Below are 18,146 nucleotides of genomic sequence, written 5' to 3' on the forward strand. Positions count from 1 at the left end.
AGTTAGAGCACCTCCGGAGCAAGTGAAATGATCTTCATGAACTTCTTGTCGCGCAGTTCGCGGCCAACAGGTCCGAAGATACGGGTGCCACGGGGGTCACCATCGGTGTTCTTGAGAATTACTGCTGAATTCTCGTCGAACTTGATGTAGGAGCCGTCGGGACGACGAACTTCCTTCTTGGTGCGGACGACAACTGCCTTAACAACGTCGCCCTTCTTTACGGTACCGCCGGGGATTGCGTCCTTGACGGTTGCGACGATGATGTCGCCAATGCCTGCGTAACGACGCTTTGAGCCGCCGAGAACACGGATGGTTAGGATTTCCTTCGCACCGGTGTTGTCAGCAACCTTGAGTCGTGACTCCTGCTGAATCATATTTCTCCTGTCGTCTCGCCGGTTCCGACACGCGGTATAGGTTGCGAGCCAGCCTTGCGGAACATTTCTACGGGATGTTGACGCGCCGGTCTCTCATACCTGAAACAGGGTAGAGAGTTGGCGGACACGCCTAGGAATCAGTCATGCCCCGAGCATCTGGACCCGCGTGGTGAGCGGGCGAACCCCGCTGTGTGAGCGGCATTATGCTGTGGCACGAAAGAAACCGTGGTTATGTAGCTATAGGTAGCCACATAGGTTATCAACTTTACCACAGTTAATCAGCACTGAACAGCCCGCACTTAGGGCAGTGCGAGTGATTTAGGCTGTAGTCAGCCTGCACTCCTTCACTCAAGCCTGGTCGAAAATTTTTTGCAAGACTCCACCGAAGCTTTGGGGTTTGACCAAGTCAACATGTTCTTGGGCAACCTGAACCCACCCATAGTTAGCGCAGTATCTAGCCCAGCTTTCCGGCTCTAGCCCCTTCTCCTGGGAGCGCAGAGCTGATAAGAGAGTAGTAGAAGTAACGATAGGAGAAGGATCCCCCAAACGAACGAGTTCCATGGCCCTGTGGACCTGGTCGATACAGACGTTCAGTTCAGCATCCCCCAAGGATCCCAGCGCTGTATTGGTTCCCTCAAGTAGTTCAACTACCCTGCTTCTGGTGAGACCTGTTTCTGCAGTTTCTAGACCGCCCATTCGGACTAAAGCCTGCCATTTTTGATCTTCTGTTGGTGGCTTCTGCCTACGCCACAGTTCCTGCGGGTAGGCATCGAGGAGGATAAGCCGCCCAGGTGCCAGAGCCGCCTGCTCTAGCTGGTAGACCATCTCCTGGGCTACCATCCCGCCCAGTGACCAGCCCAGTAGGGTGAGCCCTTCTAGTTCTATACCGGCCTCATGAAGCACCCCAATATAGTCTCTAGCTAGTTGTTCAATACTGCCGGCAGCAGGGGCCTGCGGGTCTCTGTAGGCCGCTGCTTGCAGGGCCCAGATTGGCTTTCGGACAGGTAGATAGGGCAGGTAGGTGTGATAGCACCAGCCCAGCCCGCCAGCCGGGGGGACAAAAACAATATGGTTTTTCTGCTCTCTGTCCTGGCTCTGACGTAGGCTCAAAAGCGGTACGAAGTCATCAGCTTCGTTGCTCTCCAAGGCTTGGGCAAGTAGGCGGGGGGTGGGGTTTGTAAAGATTTGCGAGAATGAGCCTTTCTTCCCTGTCTGTCGCTCAAGGCTTGCCAAGAGGTTTAAGGCTGCTAGTGAATTACCGCCCTGCGCAAAAAAATCAGTATCGGGGCCAGCCTGGAAGCCCAGTAGGGTGCTATAAATAGCACAGATTTCTTCCTCCAGAAGGCTCTTGACCTGATGACTAATCGTCGGTGACGGCTGACCGTGCTCGGCCTGCTCAAGGTAATAGTTTCGCAGGGATTTACGATCTATCTTGCCGTTAGGGGTCAAAGGCAATTCTTGGCCAAAGATCCACTGGTTGGGAATCATATAATCGGGGAGCTCTTGGCCGGTGTAGGCCGCGTAATCAGCAGGGTTGGTATCCGTGCACCCCTGCCTCAGTTCCACAAAAGCCACCAGGGTATCAAGGCGTTCGGGGAGGTAGAGAACAGCAACATTAGAGACATTCGGGTGTCCTGCCAGCACCGTCTCAATCTCGCCTAGATCCACCCGTTGGCCCCTGATCTTGACCTGGTTATCTGCCCTGCCCCGGTAGTAAACATTGCCCTGGCTATCCCAGTAGGCAAGGTCTCCGGTGCGGTAGGAAGGCTCTCCGGCGCAGTCCAGGTAGAAAGAGGCCTGACTTAGCTCCGGTCTTTGCAGATAGCCGCTTGCCACCTGCACACCGTGCAGGTGCAATTCCCCCACTACCCCAGGGGGGCACTCTTGCCCGGCCAGGTCGCGGATAGAGAGGCCGGTATTCCACACCGGTCTGCCAATAGGCACCTGGCTGTATGAACTCCCGGGCAAAGCAGAAAAAGCTGTCACATCAATAGCTGCTTCGGTCGGGCCGTAAAAGTTATGGACCGGAGCCTGATAACGCCTATGAACCTGCAGGACACTTGAAGCTGGGAGCTGCTCACCAGAGCAAATAAAAGCTCTAGGGCCTTGCTTGCCGGCTTGAGGGCTATCCAGGAGTGCCAGAGAATCCAGATAGGCTGCTAGCATGCTGGGAACAAAATGCACAAGGTCGGCACCGCCTTGCTCCAAGATACCGGCTAGGTACTGGGGGTCTCTATGCCCGCCAGGGGCAGCAACCACTACAGTGGCCCCCTGAGTCAGAGGCCAATAGAGTTCCCAGATATGCACGTCAAAAGAGATTGGGGTCTTATGCAGTACCCGCTCACCTTCCTCCAGCCTGAGCAGGTCTTGTTGCCAGGCAAGCCGGTTGGCTAGAGCTCCCGCGCTGGTGATGACTCCCTTGGGGCGGCCGGTAGAGCCAGAGGTAAAGAGGGCGTAAATATTTTCATGAGCTTGAAGGCTACTGCCCGCCCCTGCCTCTATCAGTTCTTCCGGGCCTAAAGCTACTGCTCGTTCGGTGAGCTCTTGCCAGCTCACCAGCTCAGGTACCATTTGCCCTTCCAAAGGGGCCACGCCAGGTCCCTGGCAGATAAGACTGGCTTGGGCGTCCTGGCACATGGAGCTGATCCTACCAGCGGGTAGGGCCGGGTCCAGGGGGAGGTAAACTGCCCCCAGATGCAAGAGAGCATAAAGCAAGATGAACTGCTCCAGGCCACGCTCAACCCGCAAGCCAACGGTATCCTGCCTGCTGACACCGTAGCTTTGGAGAGCCCCTGCGTAGCGAAGGCTCAGGTCCGCTAGCTGCTGGTAGGTCAAAGTACGGTGACCAAATTCGGTCTCAGAGGAGCCGTAGGAATCATAGGGGGCCGCCTCAATGACCGCAAAATCTTCTGGCTGTCGCCGGCTAAATTCAAGAAAACGGGCAGCCAAGGGCTGGTAGTTCACATCATGGGCGGTCCTGTTAAACTCTTCCAGGGCAGTTCTTTCACTGGCCGTTGCCTGCTTTAATTGATCGAGCTCACCTCCACGCCCACACAGCTGAGCGTACTGTTCAAGCCAGCTAAGGATACGCTCACCATGCAAGTGACTTTCTTCCAGGCTGTAGAGAGCTGGGTTACAGTCTACTTCCAGGCTTAAGTCCGCCCCGGGTCTTGGCATTCCCCTTAGGCAGACAGTTATATTCTCAACCGGCCCTGCAAGCAGATTATGGATCCGGCCTGTGGTGCCACCACCAAAATCGAGCGCTGATTCAAAAGGAACAATATTGATCTGAGCCCCGGTCAGACGACCCCTACTAGCAGTTATTCTTTCCAGGTCCTCATAGCGTGCCAGGGGGTGCCCCTGGGCAAAGGCCATTTCCTGAGCAACTTTCTGGGCATGCTCCTTAACATCACCGCTCGCTGGGACCGCAAGAGGCAGGAGGTTGACAGCACTACAAAGGGTAAGCGCGCTAGCCTTGGAACCGGCAAGGGTACGGTTCATCAGAGGCACCGCAAGGCGGCTCACCTCGCTCCGAGCTGCCCTGGCTAGATAAGAGCCTAAAGCAGCGGTCAGTAGCTGAGACCAACCCACCCCGAAATCCTTACTGGCTTTAAGGAGGCTAGCCTGGAGCTGCTGGCTGACAGTGTGGCGTGAGCGGTAAGGCCTGAAGCTTGCCGGTGCCGTGGCCTGGGCAACTGAGGTATCGGCGCTGAGATCCTCTTCTGCCAGTTTCTTGATCCAGGCCTGCCTATCTTGGAGTGCCCGATCAGCTTGTTCTTGGCTCTGAATAGCCAATTCCGCTAGCGATGAGCGCTTACCGACTGTGCTCTGCCCGTGCAGACCTTCCCGGTACAGTTGGGCCCAGCGGCCCAAAAGTGTGTGCACGGCATAGCCGTCAGCTATCAGGTGATGGGCTGCGTGGTAGAGCCAGGTTCTCTGACCCATCTCGATGAGTACAGCATCTACCCCCTTACCGTTAAACACGTCTAGGGGTTGCTGAGCTCGCTGATAACACCACTGGCTGACTGCCTCAAACTGATTCTGCTGTTCTGGTAAGCGGCAGCGCTCTATAAGCTCTCTCTGCTCTTGATCCTCAGGTGTAGTCCGCGCTCTCCACTGAGGAGTGCCCTGTTTACTTTTTAAACCCTGGGGGGCTTGTTTTATCTCTTCCTGGCAAAACTCTGCCCCTAAAGCCTCATGTTCAGAATAAGCATCATGCAGGGCTGCTTCCAAAACCTGGTAGTCCAAGCTACCACTGATTTCAATGAGCTCAGCGGTGTTGTATCTGGGATTCTGCGGTTCTGCCGCCGTGGCGCAGTAGATGCCGACCATTGAGGCAGGTAGGTCATGCCACCGCTCAGCTCTCACCCTGCGTCGCCTCCATGAGGTAAGCCAAGGTTGGCTGAGCTATAAAGTCGGTAAATTCAAGCTGGTACCCCTTTTGGGCCAGGTCATCGAGCAGGAAAAAGACCCCCATAGAGTCCAAACCGGCCTCCAAGAGGTCTGCCTGCGGCTGTTCTTTGATACTTGCCTGATTTAGCTTGTCTCCCATCTGCTTGTGGAGCAGTTCCAGGAGTTCTTCTTGGGTCATGAGGGTAACCTTTCTATGATTAGCTGTTAATATTTCAAGGGCGCAGGAAGGCCGGGAACTCTATTGGCGCTCAGAGGAGGTGGGCACGAGGACCCTTACCTGGGCAGAGCACCTCTTGGCCAACTAGCAAATTTCCCTCTTCCTGTTTTGCTCCGGTAACTGTTTTTACTGGGGGCTACTGATGATTTTTCCGATGCGCTCTCTAAGTTCCTTGCGGGAAATCTTTCCCACCTTGGTCAAGGGGAATTGGCTCAGAAGCTCAACCCTCTCAGGCAACTTATAGGTAGCAAAACCCGCTTGACGGTAGGCACGACGAACATAATCTAGGGGGCTGGGCCCGAAAGCCTTGAGGTCGCCTGCCAAGAGCACTAAACAGATACGCTCACCAACATCTGGATCAGGTAGCCCAACTGCTACTGCATCCTGGACTGCAGGGAGCTGCAAGGCAAAATCTTCGATCTCATCAACCGAGATTTTTTCGCCGGCGCGATTTATCTGATCTTTAGCTCTGCCCACTACCTCTAGATGGCCGCTCGGGTGGGCTACTACCAGGTCACCAGTCCTGTAGAAGCCCTGGTCGGTAAAACTCTCCCTATTGGCTTTTTCCTCCCGGTAGTAGGCACCAATCGTGTAGGGACCTCTAGTTAGAAGGTGCCCGGCTTGACCTGCTGGAAGGATCTTGTCCTGGTCATCAAGGATCAGAATCTCGTCATCGGGGCTGATTGGTCTTCCCTGGGTGGTCAATACTATCTCCAGGGGATCATCCAAACGCGTGTAATTGACTAGCCCTTCAGCCATGCCAAAGACTTGTTGCAGTTTGACACCCAGAACCTCAACCAGATGGCGGGCAGCGCTGGGGCTAAATTTTGCCCCACCGACCTGAACCAACTCTAGGCTTGGAAAGGACAGCCCGCCTCTTTCAGCCAGTAAAGCCCAAGCCCTGGCAAGTGCCGGGACCAGAGAGGCCATGGTTGCACCGTGCCGCTGGATCAGGCCAAATGCGGTTTGAGGGCTTGGATCACCGGCCATAATAAGGGTTCCGCCCGAGTATAAAACCCCCAGTATGCCTGGCGAACTCATAGTGAAATTGTGGGCAGCTGGTAGCACAACCAGCATTTTGGTCTGGGGACTTAGCTGGCAAATATGGGCTGACTCTCGCACGGAGTAGAGGTAGTCCATATGGGTTCGGGGAATCATCTTGGACCTGCCGGTAGTGCCCCCCGAAAGCTGAAAGAGCGCTACCGATTCCCAGGGTTTCGCGCACTTATCCGCTGTCTCCTCTGCATCTGGACACCCAGGCAACCCCGCCTGGGGTTCAAGTCCTTGCCCCGGCTCGGTAATGTCCAAGGCCAGAGGGGGCCTTAGATCTGCTGCTAGCATGCGCTGCGAGTATGCCCGGTAAAGGGACCAATAGTCGCAGTTTTCGGCGCCCTGGGCAAAGATATGGATTGCAGGATCCACCTGTCGCGCAAAATGCTCTAGCTCGCGTTCCCTGTGCTTAGGAAGGCAGAAAACAGGGACAAGACCCAGCTGAAAAGAACCCACCATGTAGGAGAGAAACTCCAGACAGTTCGGAAGTTGCAGCAGAACCCTATCGCCCTTTCTAGCCCCCAGAGACTGCAGACGCTGAGCGGCTAGCTCCGCTTGTGCGGCCAACTGTTTGTAGGTCCATTTTTGTTCCTGGGAGCCGGAGCCCTCACCCTGACTCTGATGAGTTAGACCAATGGCCGCGGGCTGATCAGCGTACTTACTCAGGCTCTCTTGCAGGAACTGAGCTATGGTTTGAGGCTGATAGTAGCCTTTGAGGTAATAGTCCTTGAGCCGCTCCTCGGGGACAAAACCCTGGAATTCTAGGGGGCTCCTAGTAACCGGCTTGAGCTCATCAAAGGGGCTAGCAAGGTCTCTATGGCTCATACACTCTCATCCCAAACAGTTCATTGGTTTATCCTAGCTAGATCTGACTAGCTCAGGAACTGATAGCCGCAGATTACGCTACAGCTCAGCCTTCCCTAACCTTAGCAAGAATACCAGGGCAACCTTGTTTGCAAGCAAGGCATATATCAGCTAATTTTAAGGTGGTCTTCATAAAAATATCATGTTTGCCTTATCAGAGAATTAGGATAGCCTAAATATGCTTCCCAGGATCGCCAGCTATACGCTCGATACTGATGCCTTTCCAACCAACAGCACAGAATGGCTCCCCGACCCCAGCCGAGCAGCCTTGCTGGTTCACGATATGCAGAACCACTTCGTGGATGCTTTCGATCCCCACCCTGAAAGCCAAATTAAGCGGGCAATTGGCAACATTGACCTACTCAGCCAGTTTGCCCGGCAAGAAGATATGCCCCTGATATACACCGCTCAGCCCCCCGCTCAGCAACCCCAAGATAGGCAGTTACTCAATGATTTTTGGGGTTCAGGCATGCAATCTGTCCAGGGAGCACAGATCATCCAGCAGTTAGCCCCAAAACCAGAGGATACGGTGCTGACCAAGTGGCGCTACTGTGCCTTCTACCGAACCGACCTTGATCATCGGCTGCGCAACTACGGCAAAGATCAACTCTGGATTACCGGGATATACTCACATATCGGGTGCCTCACAACAGCGCTTACAGCCTTCATGAAGGGCTACAAGGTCTTCTTTATCGGCGATGCCCAAGCTGATTTCTCCCGGGAAGAGCACCTGATGGCCCTCTCCTACGTAGCTCAGCGGTGTGGGCAAACCATCCAGAGCGCAAGAATTCTCAAGAGCTGACCACAGCCCCCGCCCGACCCTACCTAAGGACTTCGTAAGAACCGCTATGACTGCCCAATCATCTCGTCCGCCCTGCATCATCGTGACTGGTTCTAGTGGAGGAATAGGATCTGCCACCCTAGATATACTCGCCCAAAGCCCCGAGTTTAAGGACTGCACACTCATAGGGCTTAGCCTGGAGGCAGGAGATAAAAAACTATCTGAGGGCGCTGGAGTTATCACAATTCAGGCAGATGTATCCCAGGCTGAAAGCATTGATAAAATATTTTCTCAGATCAACGAAAGCTACACCATCCTGGGATTGGTCAATGCCGCAGGGTTGCTTCACCATGGGCCGGCCTTAGAATGTAGTGCACAAGACCTTGAAAAAGTTCTAGCTGTCAATGCTCTAGGAGTCTTCAACACCTCTAATGCGGCAGCCCGCCACATGGTAGCTGACAATCAGGATCCCAGTCTCTATCGACAGCGCTCAATCGTAACGCTTGCCTCCAATGCAGCTACCGGCCCACGATCCCTCTTTAGCGCCTATGGGGCCAGCAAGGCTTTTGCCTCCCATTACACCCGTTCTCTGGGCCTAGAAATCGGCCAGTACGGCATCCGGGCGAATGTCATATGCCCTGGAACAACGCTCACACCCATGCTAGAGCCCATATGGCAGGGACAGGATTTGAGTCAAGAAACAATTGCTGGTTCACCAGAGCATTATAGAAATGGCATTCCTCTCAAAAAAATTGCTCGGCCCGAGGAAATCGCTTCAGTAGTACACTTTTTACTCTCATCAGCTTCCTCCCACATCACACTTGCCGAGTTGACCGCCGATGGAGGTGCTACACAACGATGAATGCTAAAAATAAGCTCCCGCTCTTCGACTTTGTAAGCCAAGGTAAACATCTCAGCGTCCCATCAGGTACCTGTCTAAGCCTACCCCTGGCTCAATGTTCATTAGATGATCTTTTCTCTACCTACGGTGATCAGGACGCAATCATTTGCGGCATCATTCCCTTTGATCCGAAAAGCCCCTCCACGCTCATTCACAGCACAGATTATTCCTTTACTCCCCACCAGAAAACTGTATCTGTTCCTGAGCCAGACCTGGATTTCATACTTGCCACTGAGGATGACAACCAGATTAATAGGGCAAGTGCTCTGAGCTTCCGGCAGGCTGTAGAGGAAGCACTGACCGAGATTAGCTCAGGAGATTATCAAAAGATTGTTCTTTCCTGGAAAAAAACCCTCGACCTAGCTACTGCCCCAGAGAATATAGCGGCATTCGATCACCTTGTCTTTGACCGTTTGTACCGGAACAATCCTCACGCCGACGTCTTCCGTATCCCCCTATCAGGCCATGAAACATGGATTGGTGCTTCCCCAGAAGTCCTGGTCGATTTAAACTCGGGAAGTTTCACTACCCATCCCTTGGCTGGATCAATTGCAGCCCATCAGGCCAAAGATCTGCAAGAGGCTCAAAAGATTTTGCTCCACTCCCCCAAGGACCTCTTTGAACATTCCCTGGTAGTGGAGCACATCCTCAAGCAACTTGAGCTTTTTGATGGAATAGAGATTTCTAGGCCCAGTGGCCCTGAGGTCATGTCTACGGATTCAATGTGGCACCTTGGTACTCCTATTAGGGCTCAGGTCCCTCCAGGTATTAGCTCGCTAGATCTAGCAGCTTCGCTTCACCCAACCCCAGCAGTTTGTGGTGCTCCCCAAGCTCTCGCTCAGCACCGCATTAGCCAGCTGGAGTCTTACCCAAGAGGCTACTACAGTGGGATTGTGGGCTGGGCAGATAGTCAGGGTAACGGGCGCTGGTCGCTGGTGCTTCGTTGCCTGCAAAGAGTCTCGTCTAAGGTTAATGTTTTTGCTGGAGCCGGTATTGTCTCCGGCTCTGATCCTGCCAAAGAACTAGCCGAGACCCAGGCAAAAATGCAAACGGTTCTTGCAGCCCTCAAGGACAGTGTGCCCGCGGCCAAGAGCTAGGCGCTGGTTTGTCCGCCACAAGGTCTGTTTTTAGCCCACCAGACTAGGTGCCATCTCTTGCGACCTTTTCCTCTTAAGCCCTACCGGAGCTATCACTTCACCAGGGCCCAGGTCAGTATCTACCGGCTTGATTTTTGGTGCACAGCCAACCACCCCGGCCTGGAAAGCTTTTGGACTTCATTGGCACAGGCCGAACAGGAAAAAGCCAGCAGACTGGACCTTTTAGACCCCCAGGGCTGTCGTGGCAAGCACTGGGCGCTCACCCGGATACTCCTGCGGCTTAGCCTTTGTCAGCCTTTGGGCCTAAGCCCCGGTCAGGTAGAGATTAGCTATGGCCCCTGGGGCAAGCCCCTGTGCCCCGGAGCTAGCTTTTCACTCTCTCACAGCAACCAGTGGCTTGCCATTGCCCTAGCTCGGCAGGCCCACACCCCTGTCGGAGTAGATCTGGAATGTCTGGCCACTAGCAGAGCAGGTGACTGGCTCCTACCCTATTTACACCCCGCAGAAAAGGAAGAGCTGGGGGACCTTTCCGGGGCCGAACTCACCGAAAGATTAACCTGGCTGTGGACCAGGAAGGAAGCCTACCTCAAAGCCCGGGGGCAGGGCTTGGCCCGTTCTCTGAGCCTAGACTACCTAGGCTGGGAATATCCTGACCAGCAACCGCCCGGACTGGACATGATAAGCATAGATTCGGGGCAGGGCCCTCTTTGCTCCCTGGCTACCCTTGATAGCTGCCTCTAAAAACTTCTGGCCCCTCCACCGGGATGTGGAGGGGCCAGAAGTGTAAGGAGTCCTGCCTTAGAGCAAGTGTCTACTACTTAGCAGATGCTTCCACATCTAGCTTGTCCTGGTAGCGGTAGACGAAAGCTGCCATAGCATCGCGCTTGATGGGGGTCAGCGGGCGGAAGGTCTCATCGGGCCAGCCGGTGGTAATACCCTGGTCCTTGAGCCAGGAAATCTCCTTGTAGAATGCAGTGCTTGACTGGACATCCTTGAAGGCACCATCACCTGAGGGGGTGTAGTCGGGTGAACCAGCAGCCCGGTAGAAGAAAGCGGCCATAGCATCACGGTTGATGCTTTCACTAGGACGGAAGGTCCCATCGGGCCAGCCGGTGGTGATTCCGGCCTGCTGCAACCAGGCGATCTCCTTGTAGAAGGGGTGGTCGGTGGAAACATCGCTAAAGGGTGATACCTCGGGTGCGTGGTAGCGGGGTGAGCCAGCCAGGCGGTACATGTAGGCTGCCATAGCTCCACGTTCGATGTTTTCAAAAGGCCTATAGGTATTATCAGGCCAGCCCTTGGCTACACCGTGCTCAGCAACCCACATAATCTCCTGCTGGAACATGAGGGATTCCGGCACGTCCTTGAAGATCACAGTGACGAAGTCTTGATCTGTGGTCTTAGTCAGCTCAGGGTAGCCCTGGAAATCCACCTGGGCAGGGTCGATCTTCTTGGGGCTGACAGGGGTAGTAGCCTGCGGTGCTGCAACAGTAAACTTGAAACCTACAGCCCGGCGCTTGTCATTCTCAGCCATTGACCCGGTCAGGAAGCGCACGTTGTGCTCAGTGCCAGCTGCCCATTCCTGAGGCTCAACACTTGAATTGTCCTGAGTGGGGAAGGGCATGGTGAGAGTCCAATTACCCTGCTCATCTGCGGCAACTGCACCGTAGACGGTCTTGTTCTTAATGGGGTCGCCGGTTACGGGGTTCTTGACCGGCTCATTGACGCTGACACCACCGTCATCCAGCTTTGCAACAATGACAGAGCCCTTGCCGTCTTCGGTGGTCCAACCGGTTCCACTAAATTCTAGAGCCTGGCCTTCCTGTACAGCCTTAACACCGGTCACGGTGACACCGTCGGTGGTCTCAGTTGACTTTTCTGCCTCGGGCAGTGTGGCATCCTTGGCGTCAACAGTCAGGCGAGTAAAGGAGTTGACCTCAATGTCGACTTGCTTACCCTTGGAAAGAGTGGTTGTGCCGGGGGCATTCTGGCCGGTAGCGAAGTCAAGAGCAAAAGGAACGCTCAGGCCGGTCTTGTAGGGGTTCTTATCAACGGCGAAGACAGAACCGTCGGCAGCCATAGCTAGGTCGTTAGTCTTGGAGTCACCGGTGTTAACTTCGGCAACCAGCTGACCGGCGGCCGCGTCAATAACACCCACTGATCCCTGACCGAAGTCAGCTACGTAGACCAGGTCACGGTCCTCGTCGTTGACAATACCCAGTGAACGAGTACCGAAGGGGATGCTCTTCTTGTATTCGTGAGTGTTTAGATCGTAAACAGTCACGCCAGAGTTAGCGCCGTCCTTGCCCTGGGAGGAGATGAAGATTTCATTCAGAGAGTGATCGATAGCAACCGCTGAAGGCAGGGTGTCTGCTGCAGGGTCATCTGCGTGAACAGTAAATTCAGATTCCAGGCTGAAAGTGTCCAGGTCTACAATCTGAACAGTACCGCTAGAGCGCTCAGGAACGTAGAGCTTACCGGTCGTCTCATCGATGGTGGGGTTCATGGTCAGAACGCGGACATCACTTTCTGGCTTGATGGCCAGGTTCTTGACCTCGTGTGAGGTCAAATCAATCGACCAAACATTGTAGCGACCGGTGACATAGGCCTTATTGCGCTTGTTATCAATAATGATTGACCGGGGGTGCTCAACGTCAGTGTCGGTCGCAAAATAGTCGTAGCTGGTCCAGACCAGCTCCATGCTGTCCTGGTCGTAGACAGAAATCGAGTCGTTACGAGTATTGGTTACCCAAACCTTGTTGTTGACATCGTCTACCGCTACGCCGTAAACGCCCATGTAGCTGTAGCCTGAGCTCTTACCGCTACCAAAGCGGACGGTCGGAAGCTCGGCGACTGCTTCAATTTTCATGGTTTCAGGATTGACTCGCGCCAAAGATGAAACGGTCATATTACGGCCGAATGAGCCGGTGACCCACATCTTGTTGTTCTTGGCGGAGTAGGATGCCTGGTACTGACCGGGGATACCGGCGGTTTGCTGGGCCTGTACGCTGATATCACGGGCGGGGGCATCGGCTGCCTGTGCGGGCACCATAAAGGAAGAGCCCAAAAGGCTCAGGGCGCACACTCCAACCAGGGCTGAGCTTAGGGTGCGCTTGGGGTGGGGGCTGTTCATAAGATTTTCTCCTTAGGAGACTAAGGCCGGAGGCCTCATGTACTGTGCATTGACAGGGCATCGAGTTTGGCATTCTTCACCCGTCGAGCCCCAATTAAGGATTACCTAATTTCTAACTTATTTCAACCTGATTTAAAAATCAGGGTAACCTTTTAATCCTGATTGAATTAGGAAAGAAAATACTGTACTATTTCAACCCTTCATGGAGCAGGCGGCGCAAAGCCGGGATCAGCGAACCTCGCCAGCAGGCATAATCATGCCCTCCGTTATAGGTCTGATAGTCCACCATGACACCCAGTTCACGGGCACGAGTGACAAAACGTTCGTGGGCTGGTAATAGCACCCACTCTTGCTCCCCCACCTCAAGGAATAAGCGATGTCTAGGAGAAAGGGCTTGGTCTTGACTGGCATCCTCCAGCTGACTAAAGGCTATCTCCTGCCAGAGCGAGGCCGACTGGGCGCATGCCGCAGTGAAAACATCAGGGCGTTTAAGTACCGCCAAAAGCGCAGAAAGGCCACCTAGGGACTGGCCCACCACGACAATCTCTTGCTCCCCCAGTTTCTGTGCTGTGCCTTCAAGTGCCTCAACAAGTAACTCATCAGCCAGGAAGTCAGCAAATGGGAAATCACCGGCCTGCTCTTGCCAACGTTGCTCCCGCCCCCCTGAGTGGACAAAAATGAACAGGCAGGAGGGCAGGTACTTATCCTGGTGGGCTGCCATCAGCATTCCCTTAAGCCCCATAGACAACCATTGTTCCCCATCCAGAAGGCAGACAATAGGCGATCCGGGCTCAAGTTGGCCCAACCTACATAGAAAATATTGACGGCCTCCACTGGTCCTCAACCAGGCAGACTCATGCGGCTGGGAGTCAGAGAGGTAGGGTTGTAAGGGCGCCTGCTCTAGTTGTACAACCGAGAGTTCCCGGCCACGACTATTTAGACAGCGTAGGGGGTTGTGGGGATCAGTAACCCCTTCATCCAGAGCCTGCCGGAGCTGCCACTGATTGAAAGCAGCTTCCCAAGGAGCTGCATGATCAAGCTCCTGAACGATAAAACAATAGGAGGCCCGCCAATCCTTCTTCATACGAAAGCTAATGGCAAAGTATGATGACTGGCCCACCGGTTCCATCAGAGAATCAGCTAGATTCCGTTCATCGGTCAAGCGATTGATAAAGATCAGCACTCGCTGAGCAGAAGGGTGCTTGTACAGGAAGGTAACTATCTGTTCATCAGCTGCTGTGGCTTCGGCAGGAGGTGTCTCTACCAGAGGTGTTCCTTGAGCCGTCAGCGCTTCAAGCTCATGATTCAGGCTTGCAGTATCTGCTGGCCCTAACCGGTCCAGGAGGGCACCTAGCAAGGGCGAGCTGACCCGCGGTGCTGGCAGAGGACGGGGTATCTTGGGCGGAGTGGGATGACTCTTCATGGGCTAGGCCCCCTGAGAGAAGGTAGGAATAACCAGGGGCGTACCGGAGCAGGGGTCTTCAATGACCAGGGAATCTAGACCGTACACTTCTTTGATAAGGCTCTCAGTCACAATCTGGCGAGGGTCCCCTTGGGCAAGAATTTTACCGGAACGCATCAAGACTACGTGTGTAGCGTACCGAAAAGCTAGATTAAGGTCGTGAAGAACCACCACCACAGTACTCCCCTGCCGGTACAGTTCCCGAGTCAGATTAAGCACCTCTATTTGATGGGTGATATCAAGATAGGTAGTTGGCTCATCGAGGAGGACCAGGGGGGTCTGCTGAGCCAGGGTCATAGCAATCCAGACCCGCTGGCGTTGCCCCCCAGAAAGCTCTTCGATACTGCGCTCAGCCAAATCTAAAACCTGAGCTGAGGCCATAGCTTGAGTACATATTTCTTGGTCTTGAGCGGACCAGGTTTTCAGAAAACCCTGGTGGGGGTAACGGCCCCTAGCCACAATATCCGCAACAGTCGCACCTGCAGGAATATCCGGTGTTTGCGGCAACATAGCTAGAACCCGGGCAATATCTTTCGATTTGAGCGATTGCATCAGTTCCTGGTCTAAGAGAACCTGCCCTCCTTGAGGTATCAAGACTCTTGACAGTGCTTTGAGAAGGGTAGATTTTCCGCAGGCATTAGGGCCAAGAATGACCGTAAGCTCTCCTTCGAGAACATCCAAGTCCACACCTTCAAGAACAGCCTGAGCCCCGTAGCCAAGGCAGAGGTCCCGAGCCTGAAGTCTCGATTCGGGCTGAGCTAGCACCATCAGCGCTTTCCTTCCATAGCAATCAGGTAGACCAAATATATACCGCCTAAGGCACCGGTAACGACCCCCACCTGTAGAGGGGCCCTGAAGGCGTATTGACCGATAAGATCCGATAGGAGTACCAGGCAAGCCCCAGTAGCTGCTGCACTTGCCAGCCCGGCACCCTGGACTCTAGTAATTTTTCGGGCAAGGTGCGGTGCCGCCAAGGCCACAAATGCCAAAGGACCAGTCACTGCCGTAGCAAGGGAGACAAGCAAAACTCCTACGAAAAGTGCTGTAACCCTGACCTTTGTCAGAGGAACACCCAGCCCTACCGCAATCTGCCCGCCAAAGGTAAGAGAGCCCAGGGGCCTGCTCAGGCTCCAGCTCAGGGGAAGCAAAATGACCAGTCCCAGAGCCAAGAAACTGATTTTTCCCCAATTCATGGTGTTGAGGCTCCCCGCCATCCATGAGGCAGCAGTTTGAGCCTGAGTGAGGGAGGCCCCTACCACCAAGAGAGCATTCAAGGCCGAAAGAGTGGCCCCTAAACCCAGCCCAATCAAGACCAGACGGGTACCGCGAAGCCCTGTTTGACGTGTCAAAAACCAAACGATGAGAGAGCTGACCAAGCCACCGCTAATAGCGCCACAGGCTATCCCTAAGGGGCCAGCATCAAAAATAATGATGTTGATCAGTGCGCCTGTAGCCGCACCATAGGTAAAACCAATGATATCTGGGGAGCCCAGCGAGTTACCGGAAATAATCTGAAAGATAGCGCCGGAAACTCCCAGGGCTAGGCCTACTAAGAGAGCAGCAACAATTCGGGGAGCTCTTACTTCTCTCACAAAATAGCTAGCTAAGGCATCATCAGAACCACCTTTGAGGGCCTGAAGAACCTGAGCGGGAGACAGGTCATAATCTCCCTGAGTCAAAGCCCAAAGGCCAAGGGCGAGAATCAGTAGGTAGAGGCAGAGGTTGTAGAAAGCCAGCCGCAGGGGCAGCTGAAAGTTCATCAGGCCAGATACGGCCAGGACCGGCCTGCCCGCCAGATCCCGCGCTCTGCTGATATGTAGACCGCGTTGCTGGGTCAGACTCATAGGACCACCTCTTTACGGCGGCTCATCATGATCACAAAAAAGGGGGCCCCGACCAGGGTAGCTATGATGCCCACATGGGTCTCCTGGGGCGCGAAGATCAGGCGAGCCAGAACATCTGCACTCAGAAGCCAGCAGGGACCCAAAATCATGGAGCCTAAGTTAACCCACCGAAGATCATTACCTACGAAATATCTCACCATATAGGGAACGGCTAGACCGACAAAAGCTATAGGACCAATAGCAGCCGTCACCAAACCTGCCAGCAGTGTCACAACAACCAGAGTCAGGAAATAAGTTTTCTTCAGGTTGACCCCCAAAGATATAGCGCTCTCCTCACCCATAGCCAGTGCATTGATAGCCGGGGTAACCCAGAAAGCAAGGAGAAAACCCAGGCCCAGCAAAGGACTGAGCGCTAAGAATATATCGCTCCCCCGCCCCTGAAGAGAACCGGCAACCCAGAATCTAAACTCGTCATAGGCTTCTTGGTTAGATAGGATCAGGGCCTGATTAAGAGCACTCAGAGCAGCCGATAAAGCCACCCCTGCCAGCGCCAGTCTGATGATGGAGGACCGAGCCCCCCGCCCCAGCAGATAAACAGCTAAGGTAGCCAGGCAGGCCCCCACCAGAGCGGCTCCCATATACCTATATATACCGGCAGCTCCCCATAAAACCACAGAAAGGACAACGGCAACCGAAGCTCCCGCGTTGATGCCCAGTAGGCCCGGTTCTGCCAAGGGGTTACGAGTCAAAGACTGCATCAAGGACCCGGCTAGAGCCAAAGCAGCTCCGCAGACCAGGGCTAGGCCCGTGCGGGGGATGCGCTGTTCCCAAATAATCTTCTGAGCTTGATCTGGGCCCTGCCCCCCAAGCACCTGGAGGACAGTACTGCTATCTAGCTGGTGCGAGCCCCAAAAAAGTGATAAAGCGATACTGATCCCAAGCAGGGTCAAGAACAACAGGAACCACCACACAGAGCGCTTACCGATGACCGGCCGCTGTACATCTCCCATGATAGCTTTTGCGTAATTGGCCATTGATGATGCTTAGGCCTGGCGACGACGCCATAGGACAAAGCCAGCAACCAAGGCCGCTAGGCTCAAGCCAATGATGCCGATCCAGGGAAGAGAACCTTCTTGCTGCTTCTGGCTAGCTGGCTGGTCCTGGGCTACCGAACTGGCCGAAGCAGAGGGATCAGGCGAAGCAGAAGCGGAGCTTGAAGCCGAAGCGGAGGCAGAACCCGAAGCCGATGCTGAAGGCTGGCCTTGCTCCTGCTCTTTCATGAGGGCATCATACTCCTCTTTGCTAATTTGGTTGCCCTCAGCATCCTGATAGATAACATCCTCTTGGCCGCTGCCATTGCCATCTGTCTGCCCGCTGTCGGTTCGCCCCTGGGAGGTTCCAGAGGTCCCGCTATTAGAGCCCGCATTCTGCTGGCCTTGATTCTGGCCCCCGGAGTTCTGACCTTGACCTGCCTGCCCCTTATCACCGGGAGCTGCCTGCCCACCCGAGGAGCCACCCTGGGAGTCCTGCTCCCCGCTCTCAATGGTGAAGGCCGGGGACTGGTTTGAATATCCCCTCGTTCCGTTTTGTTGTCCATCGGAGTTATAGATAATCTCTGTAGCCAGGAACCGTAGGGTATGTTGGCCGGGTGCTAATTCCCGCGACAGCACAAAGGAGCCCGAGGCCTTGCCCTGGGAATCCGTTTTTAGTTGGTGAACCACGCAGGCCCCCTGAGGGGAGTCAGAGGGGCAGGCGTCCCCGTTATCAATTTTGACGTTGACTTGCTCGTTGGCAGGGAAACCCGAGACAGTGAAGCTGATAGTGTCACCAGCACGCAGGCTACCAGGAGTAACCGTTGAAGAAGTACCTGGGGTATTGGCGCTAGCCCCACCCGGTGGGATGGCCAGGGCCTGAGGGGCACTGAAAACAAGAGTTGAGCCAAGAACCGTAGCTGCTAGCAGCTTTCTCATGGAGGTTTGTAGAGGCATGTTTTTTGTCTTTCTATCCGAA

At 54.4% G+C, this 18,146-nt stretch carries 14 protein-coding genes; 4 read left to right on the forward strand and 10 right to left on the reverse strand.

Features of this window, described 5'->3' with window-relative positions:
* Positions 1–2: 2 nt before the first annotated feature.
* The 4 genes from rplN to ACN08Y_RS00585 form a co-directional block, all read right to left on the reverse strand.
* Positions 3–374: a 50S ribosomal protein L14 gene (rplN, locus tag ACN08Y_RS00570; RefSeq protein ID WP_135013742.1), complete on the reverse strand. Its 372-nt coding sequence runs from the start codon at positions 372–374 to the stop codon at positions 3–5.
* A gap of 348 nt (positions 375–722) precedes the next feature.
* Positions 723–4,742 (reverse strand): amino acid adenylation domain-containing protein, encoded by a 4,020-nt coding sequence (locus tag ACN08Y_RS00575; protein WP_419111560.1) that lies wholly within the window; start codon positions 4,740–4,742, stop codon positions 723–725.
* Positions 4,732–4,965 carry a phosphopantetheine-binding protein gene (locus ACN08Y_RS00580; protein ID WP_419104868.1) on the reverse strand — a complete coding sequence of 78 codons (234 nt, stop codon included), beginning with the start codon at positions 4,963–4,965 and terminating at the stop codon, positions 4,732–4,734. The genes ACN08Y_RS00575 and ACN08Y_RS00580 overlap by 11 nt, the downstream gene beginning before the upstream one ends.
* A gap of 165 nt (positions 4,966–5,130) precedes the next feature.
* Complete coding sequence (locus tag ACN08Y_RS00585; protein WP_419104867.1) at positions 5,131–6,879, reverse strand: (2,3-dihydroxybenzoyl)adenylate synthase; 1,749 nt, start codon at positions 6,877–6,879, stop codon at positions 5,131–5,133.
* Between the two features lie 217 nt (positions 6,880–7,096).
* Here ACN08Y_RS00585 and ACN08Y_RS00590 point away from each other — a divergent pair, with 217 nt between their 5' ends.
* The 4 genes from ACN08Y_RS00590 to ACN08Y_RS00605 are packed head-to-tail and all read left to right on the forward strand — an operon-like array spanning position 7,097 to position 10,438.
* Entirely contained in the window at positions 7,097–7,720 is a 624-nt protein-coding gene (locus ACN08Y_RS00590) for an isochorismatase family protein (protein WP_419111561.1), read from the forward strand.
* Positions 7,721–7,766: 46 nt separating this feature from the next.
* A complete protein-coding gene (locus ACN08Y_RS00595; protein WP_419099308.1) occupies positions 7,767–8,561 on the forward strand; it encodes an SDR family oxidoreductase in 795 nt (264 codons plus the stop codon).
* Positions 8,558–9,697, forward strand: coding sequence for an isochorismate synthase (locus tag ACN08Y_RS00600; RefSeq protein WP_419111562.1), 1,140 nt, complete (start codon positions 8,558–8,560; stop codon positions 9,695–9,697). Before ACN08Y_RS00595 ends, ACN08Y_RS00600 begins: the two co-directional genes overlap by 4 nt.
* Positions 9,698–9,754: 57 nt before the next feature.
* Positions 9,755–10,438, forward strand: a complete 684-nt coding sequence (locus ACN08Y_RS00605) for a 4'-phosphopantetheinyl transferase family protein (protein WP_419111563.1) — start codon at positions 9,755–9,757, stop codon at positions 10,436–10,438.
* A 73-nt stretch (positions 10,439–10,511) separates the two neighbouring features.
* On the opposite strand, the gene ACN08Y_RS00610 is transcribed toward ACN08Y_RS00605, so the two are convergent.
* The 6 genes from ACN08Y_RS00610 to ACN08Y_RS00635 form a co-directional block, all read right to left on the reverse strand.
* Positions 10,512–12,830 (reverse strand): S-layer homology domain-containing protein, encoded by a 2,319-nt coding sequence (locus ACN08Y_RS00610; RefSeq protein ID WP_419111564.1) that lies wholly within the window; start codon positions 12,828–12,830, stop codon positions 10,512–10,514.
* A gap of 187 nt (positions 12,831–13,017) precedes the next feature.
* Entirely contained in the window at positions 13,018–14,253 is a 1,236-nt protein-coding gene (locus tag ACN08Y_RS00615; RefSeq protein WP_419111565.1) for an alpha/beta hydrolase-fold protein, read from the reverse strand.
* A gap of 3 nt (positions 14,254–14,256) precedes the next feature.
* On the reverse strand, positions 14,257–15,060 hold the full coding sequence (locus tag ACN08Y_RS00620) for an ABC transporter ATP-binding protein (protein WP_419099303.1): 804 nt from the start codon (positions 15,058–15,060) through the stop codon (positions 14,257–14,259).
* The gene (locus ACN08Y_RS00625) at positions 15,060–16,136 is read right to left on the reverse strand and encodes a FecCD family ABC transporter permease (protein ID WP_419104863.1); all 1,077 of its coding nucleotides are present in this window, start codon (positions 16,134–16,136) and stop codon (positions 15,060–15,062) included. Before ACN08Y_RS00625 ends, ACN08Y_RS00620 begins: the two co-directional genes overlap by 1 nt.
* A complete protein-coding gene (locus tag ACN08Y_RS00630) occupies positions 16,133–17,146 on the reverse strand; it encodes a FecCD family ABC transporter permease (RefSeq protein WP_419111566.1) in 1,014 nt (337 codons plus the stop codon). Before ACN08Y_RS00630 ends, ACN08Y_RS00625 begins: the two co-directional genes overlap by 4 nt.
* Before the next feature lie 33 nt (positions 17,147–17,179).
* Positions 17,180–18,124 (reverse strand): LPXTG cell wall anchor domain-containing protein, encoded by a 945-nt coding sequence (locus ACN08Y_RS00635; RefSeq protein WP_419111567.1) that lies wholly within the window; start codon positions 18,122–18,124, stop codon positions 17,180–17,182.
* Positions 18,125–18,146 lie beyond the last annotated feature (22 nt).

Origin of the sequence: Rothia sp. P5764, from assembly GCF_048512965.1 — a bacterium.
GTDB lineage: Bacteria > Actinomycetota > Actinomycetes > Actinomycetales > Micrococcaceae > Rothia.

Excerpts from the sequence above, each read along its gene's own strand:
- rplN (WP_135013742.1), bottom strand. The coding sequence starts at position 374 with ATGATTCAGCAGGAGTCACGACTCAAGGTTGCTGACAACACCGGTGCG.
- ACN08Y_RS00580 (WP_419104868.1), bottom strand. The coding sequence starts at position 4,965 with ATGACCCAAGAAGAACTCCTGGAACTGCTCCACAAGCAGATGGGAGAC.
- ACN08Y_RS00585 (WP_419104867.1), bottom strand. The coding sequence starts at position 6,879 with ATGAGCCATAGAGACCTTGCTAGCCCCTTTGATGAGCTCAAGCCGGTT.
- ACN08Y_RS00590 (WP_419111561.1), top strand. The coding sequence starts at position 7,097 with ATGCTTCCCAGGATCGCCAGCTATACGCTCGATACTGATGCCTTTCCA.
- ACN08Y_RS00595 (WP_419099308.1), top strand. The coding sequence starts at position 7,767 with ATGACTGCCCAATCATCTCGTCCGCCCTGCATCATCGTGACTGGTTCT.
- ACN08Y_RS00600 (WP_419111562.1), top strand. The coding sequence starts at position 8,558 with ATGAATGCTAAAAATAAGCTCCCGCTCTTCGACTTTGTAAGCCAAGGT.
- ACN08Y_RS00610 (WP_419111564.1), bottom strand. The coding sequence starts at position 12,830 with ATGAACAGCCCCCACCCCAAGCGCACCCTAAGCTCAGCCCTGGTTGGA.
- ACN08Y_RS00615 (WP_419111565.1), bottom strand. The coding sequence starts at position 14,253 with ATGAAGAGTCATCCCACTCCGCCCAAGATACCCCGTCCTCTGCCAGCA.
- ACN08Y_RS00620 (WP_419099303.1), bottom strand. The coding sequence starts at position 15,060 with ATGGTGCTAGCTCAGCCCGAATCGAGACTTCAGGCTCGGGACCTCTGC.
- ACN08Y_RS00625 (WP_419104863.1), bottom strand. The coding sequence starts at position 16,136 with ATGAGTCTGACCCAGCAACGCGGTCTACATATCAGCAGAGCGCGGGAT.
- ACN08Y_RS00630 (WP_419111566.1), bottom strand. The coding sequence starts at position 17,146 with ATGGGAGATGTACAGCGGCCGGTCATCGGTAAGCGCTCTGTGTGGTGG.
- ACN08Y_RS00635 (WP_419111567.1), bottom strand. The coding sequence starts at position 18,124 with ATGCCTCTACAAACCTCCATGAGAAAGCTGCTAGCAGCTACGGTTCTT.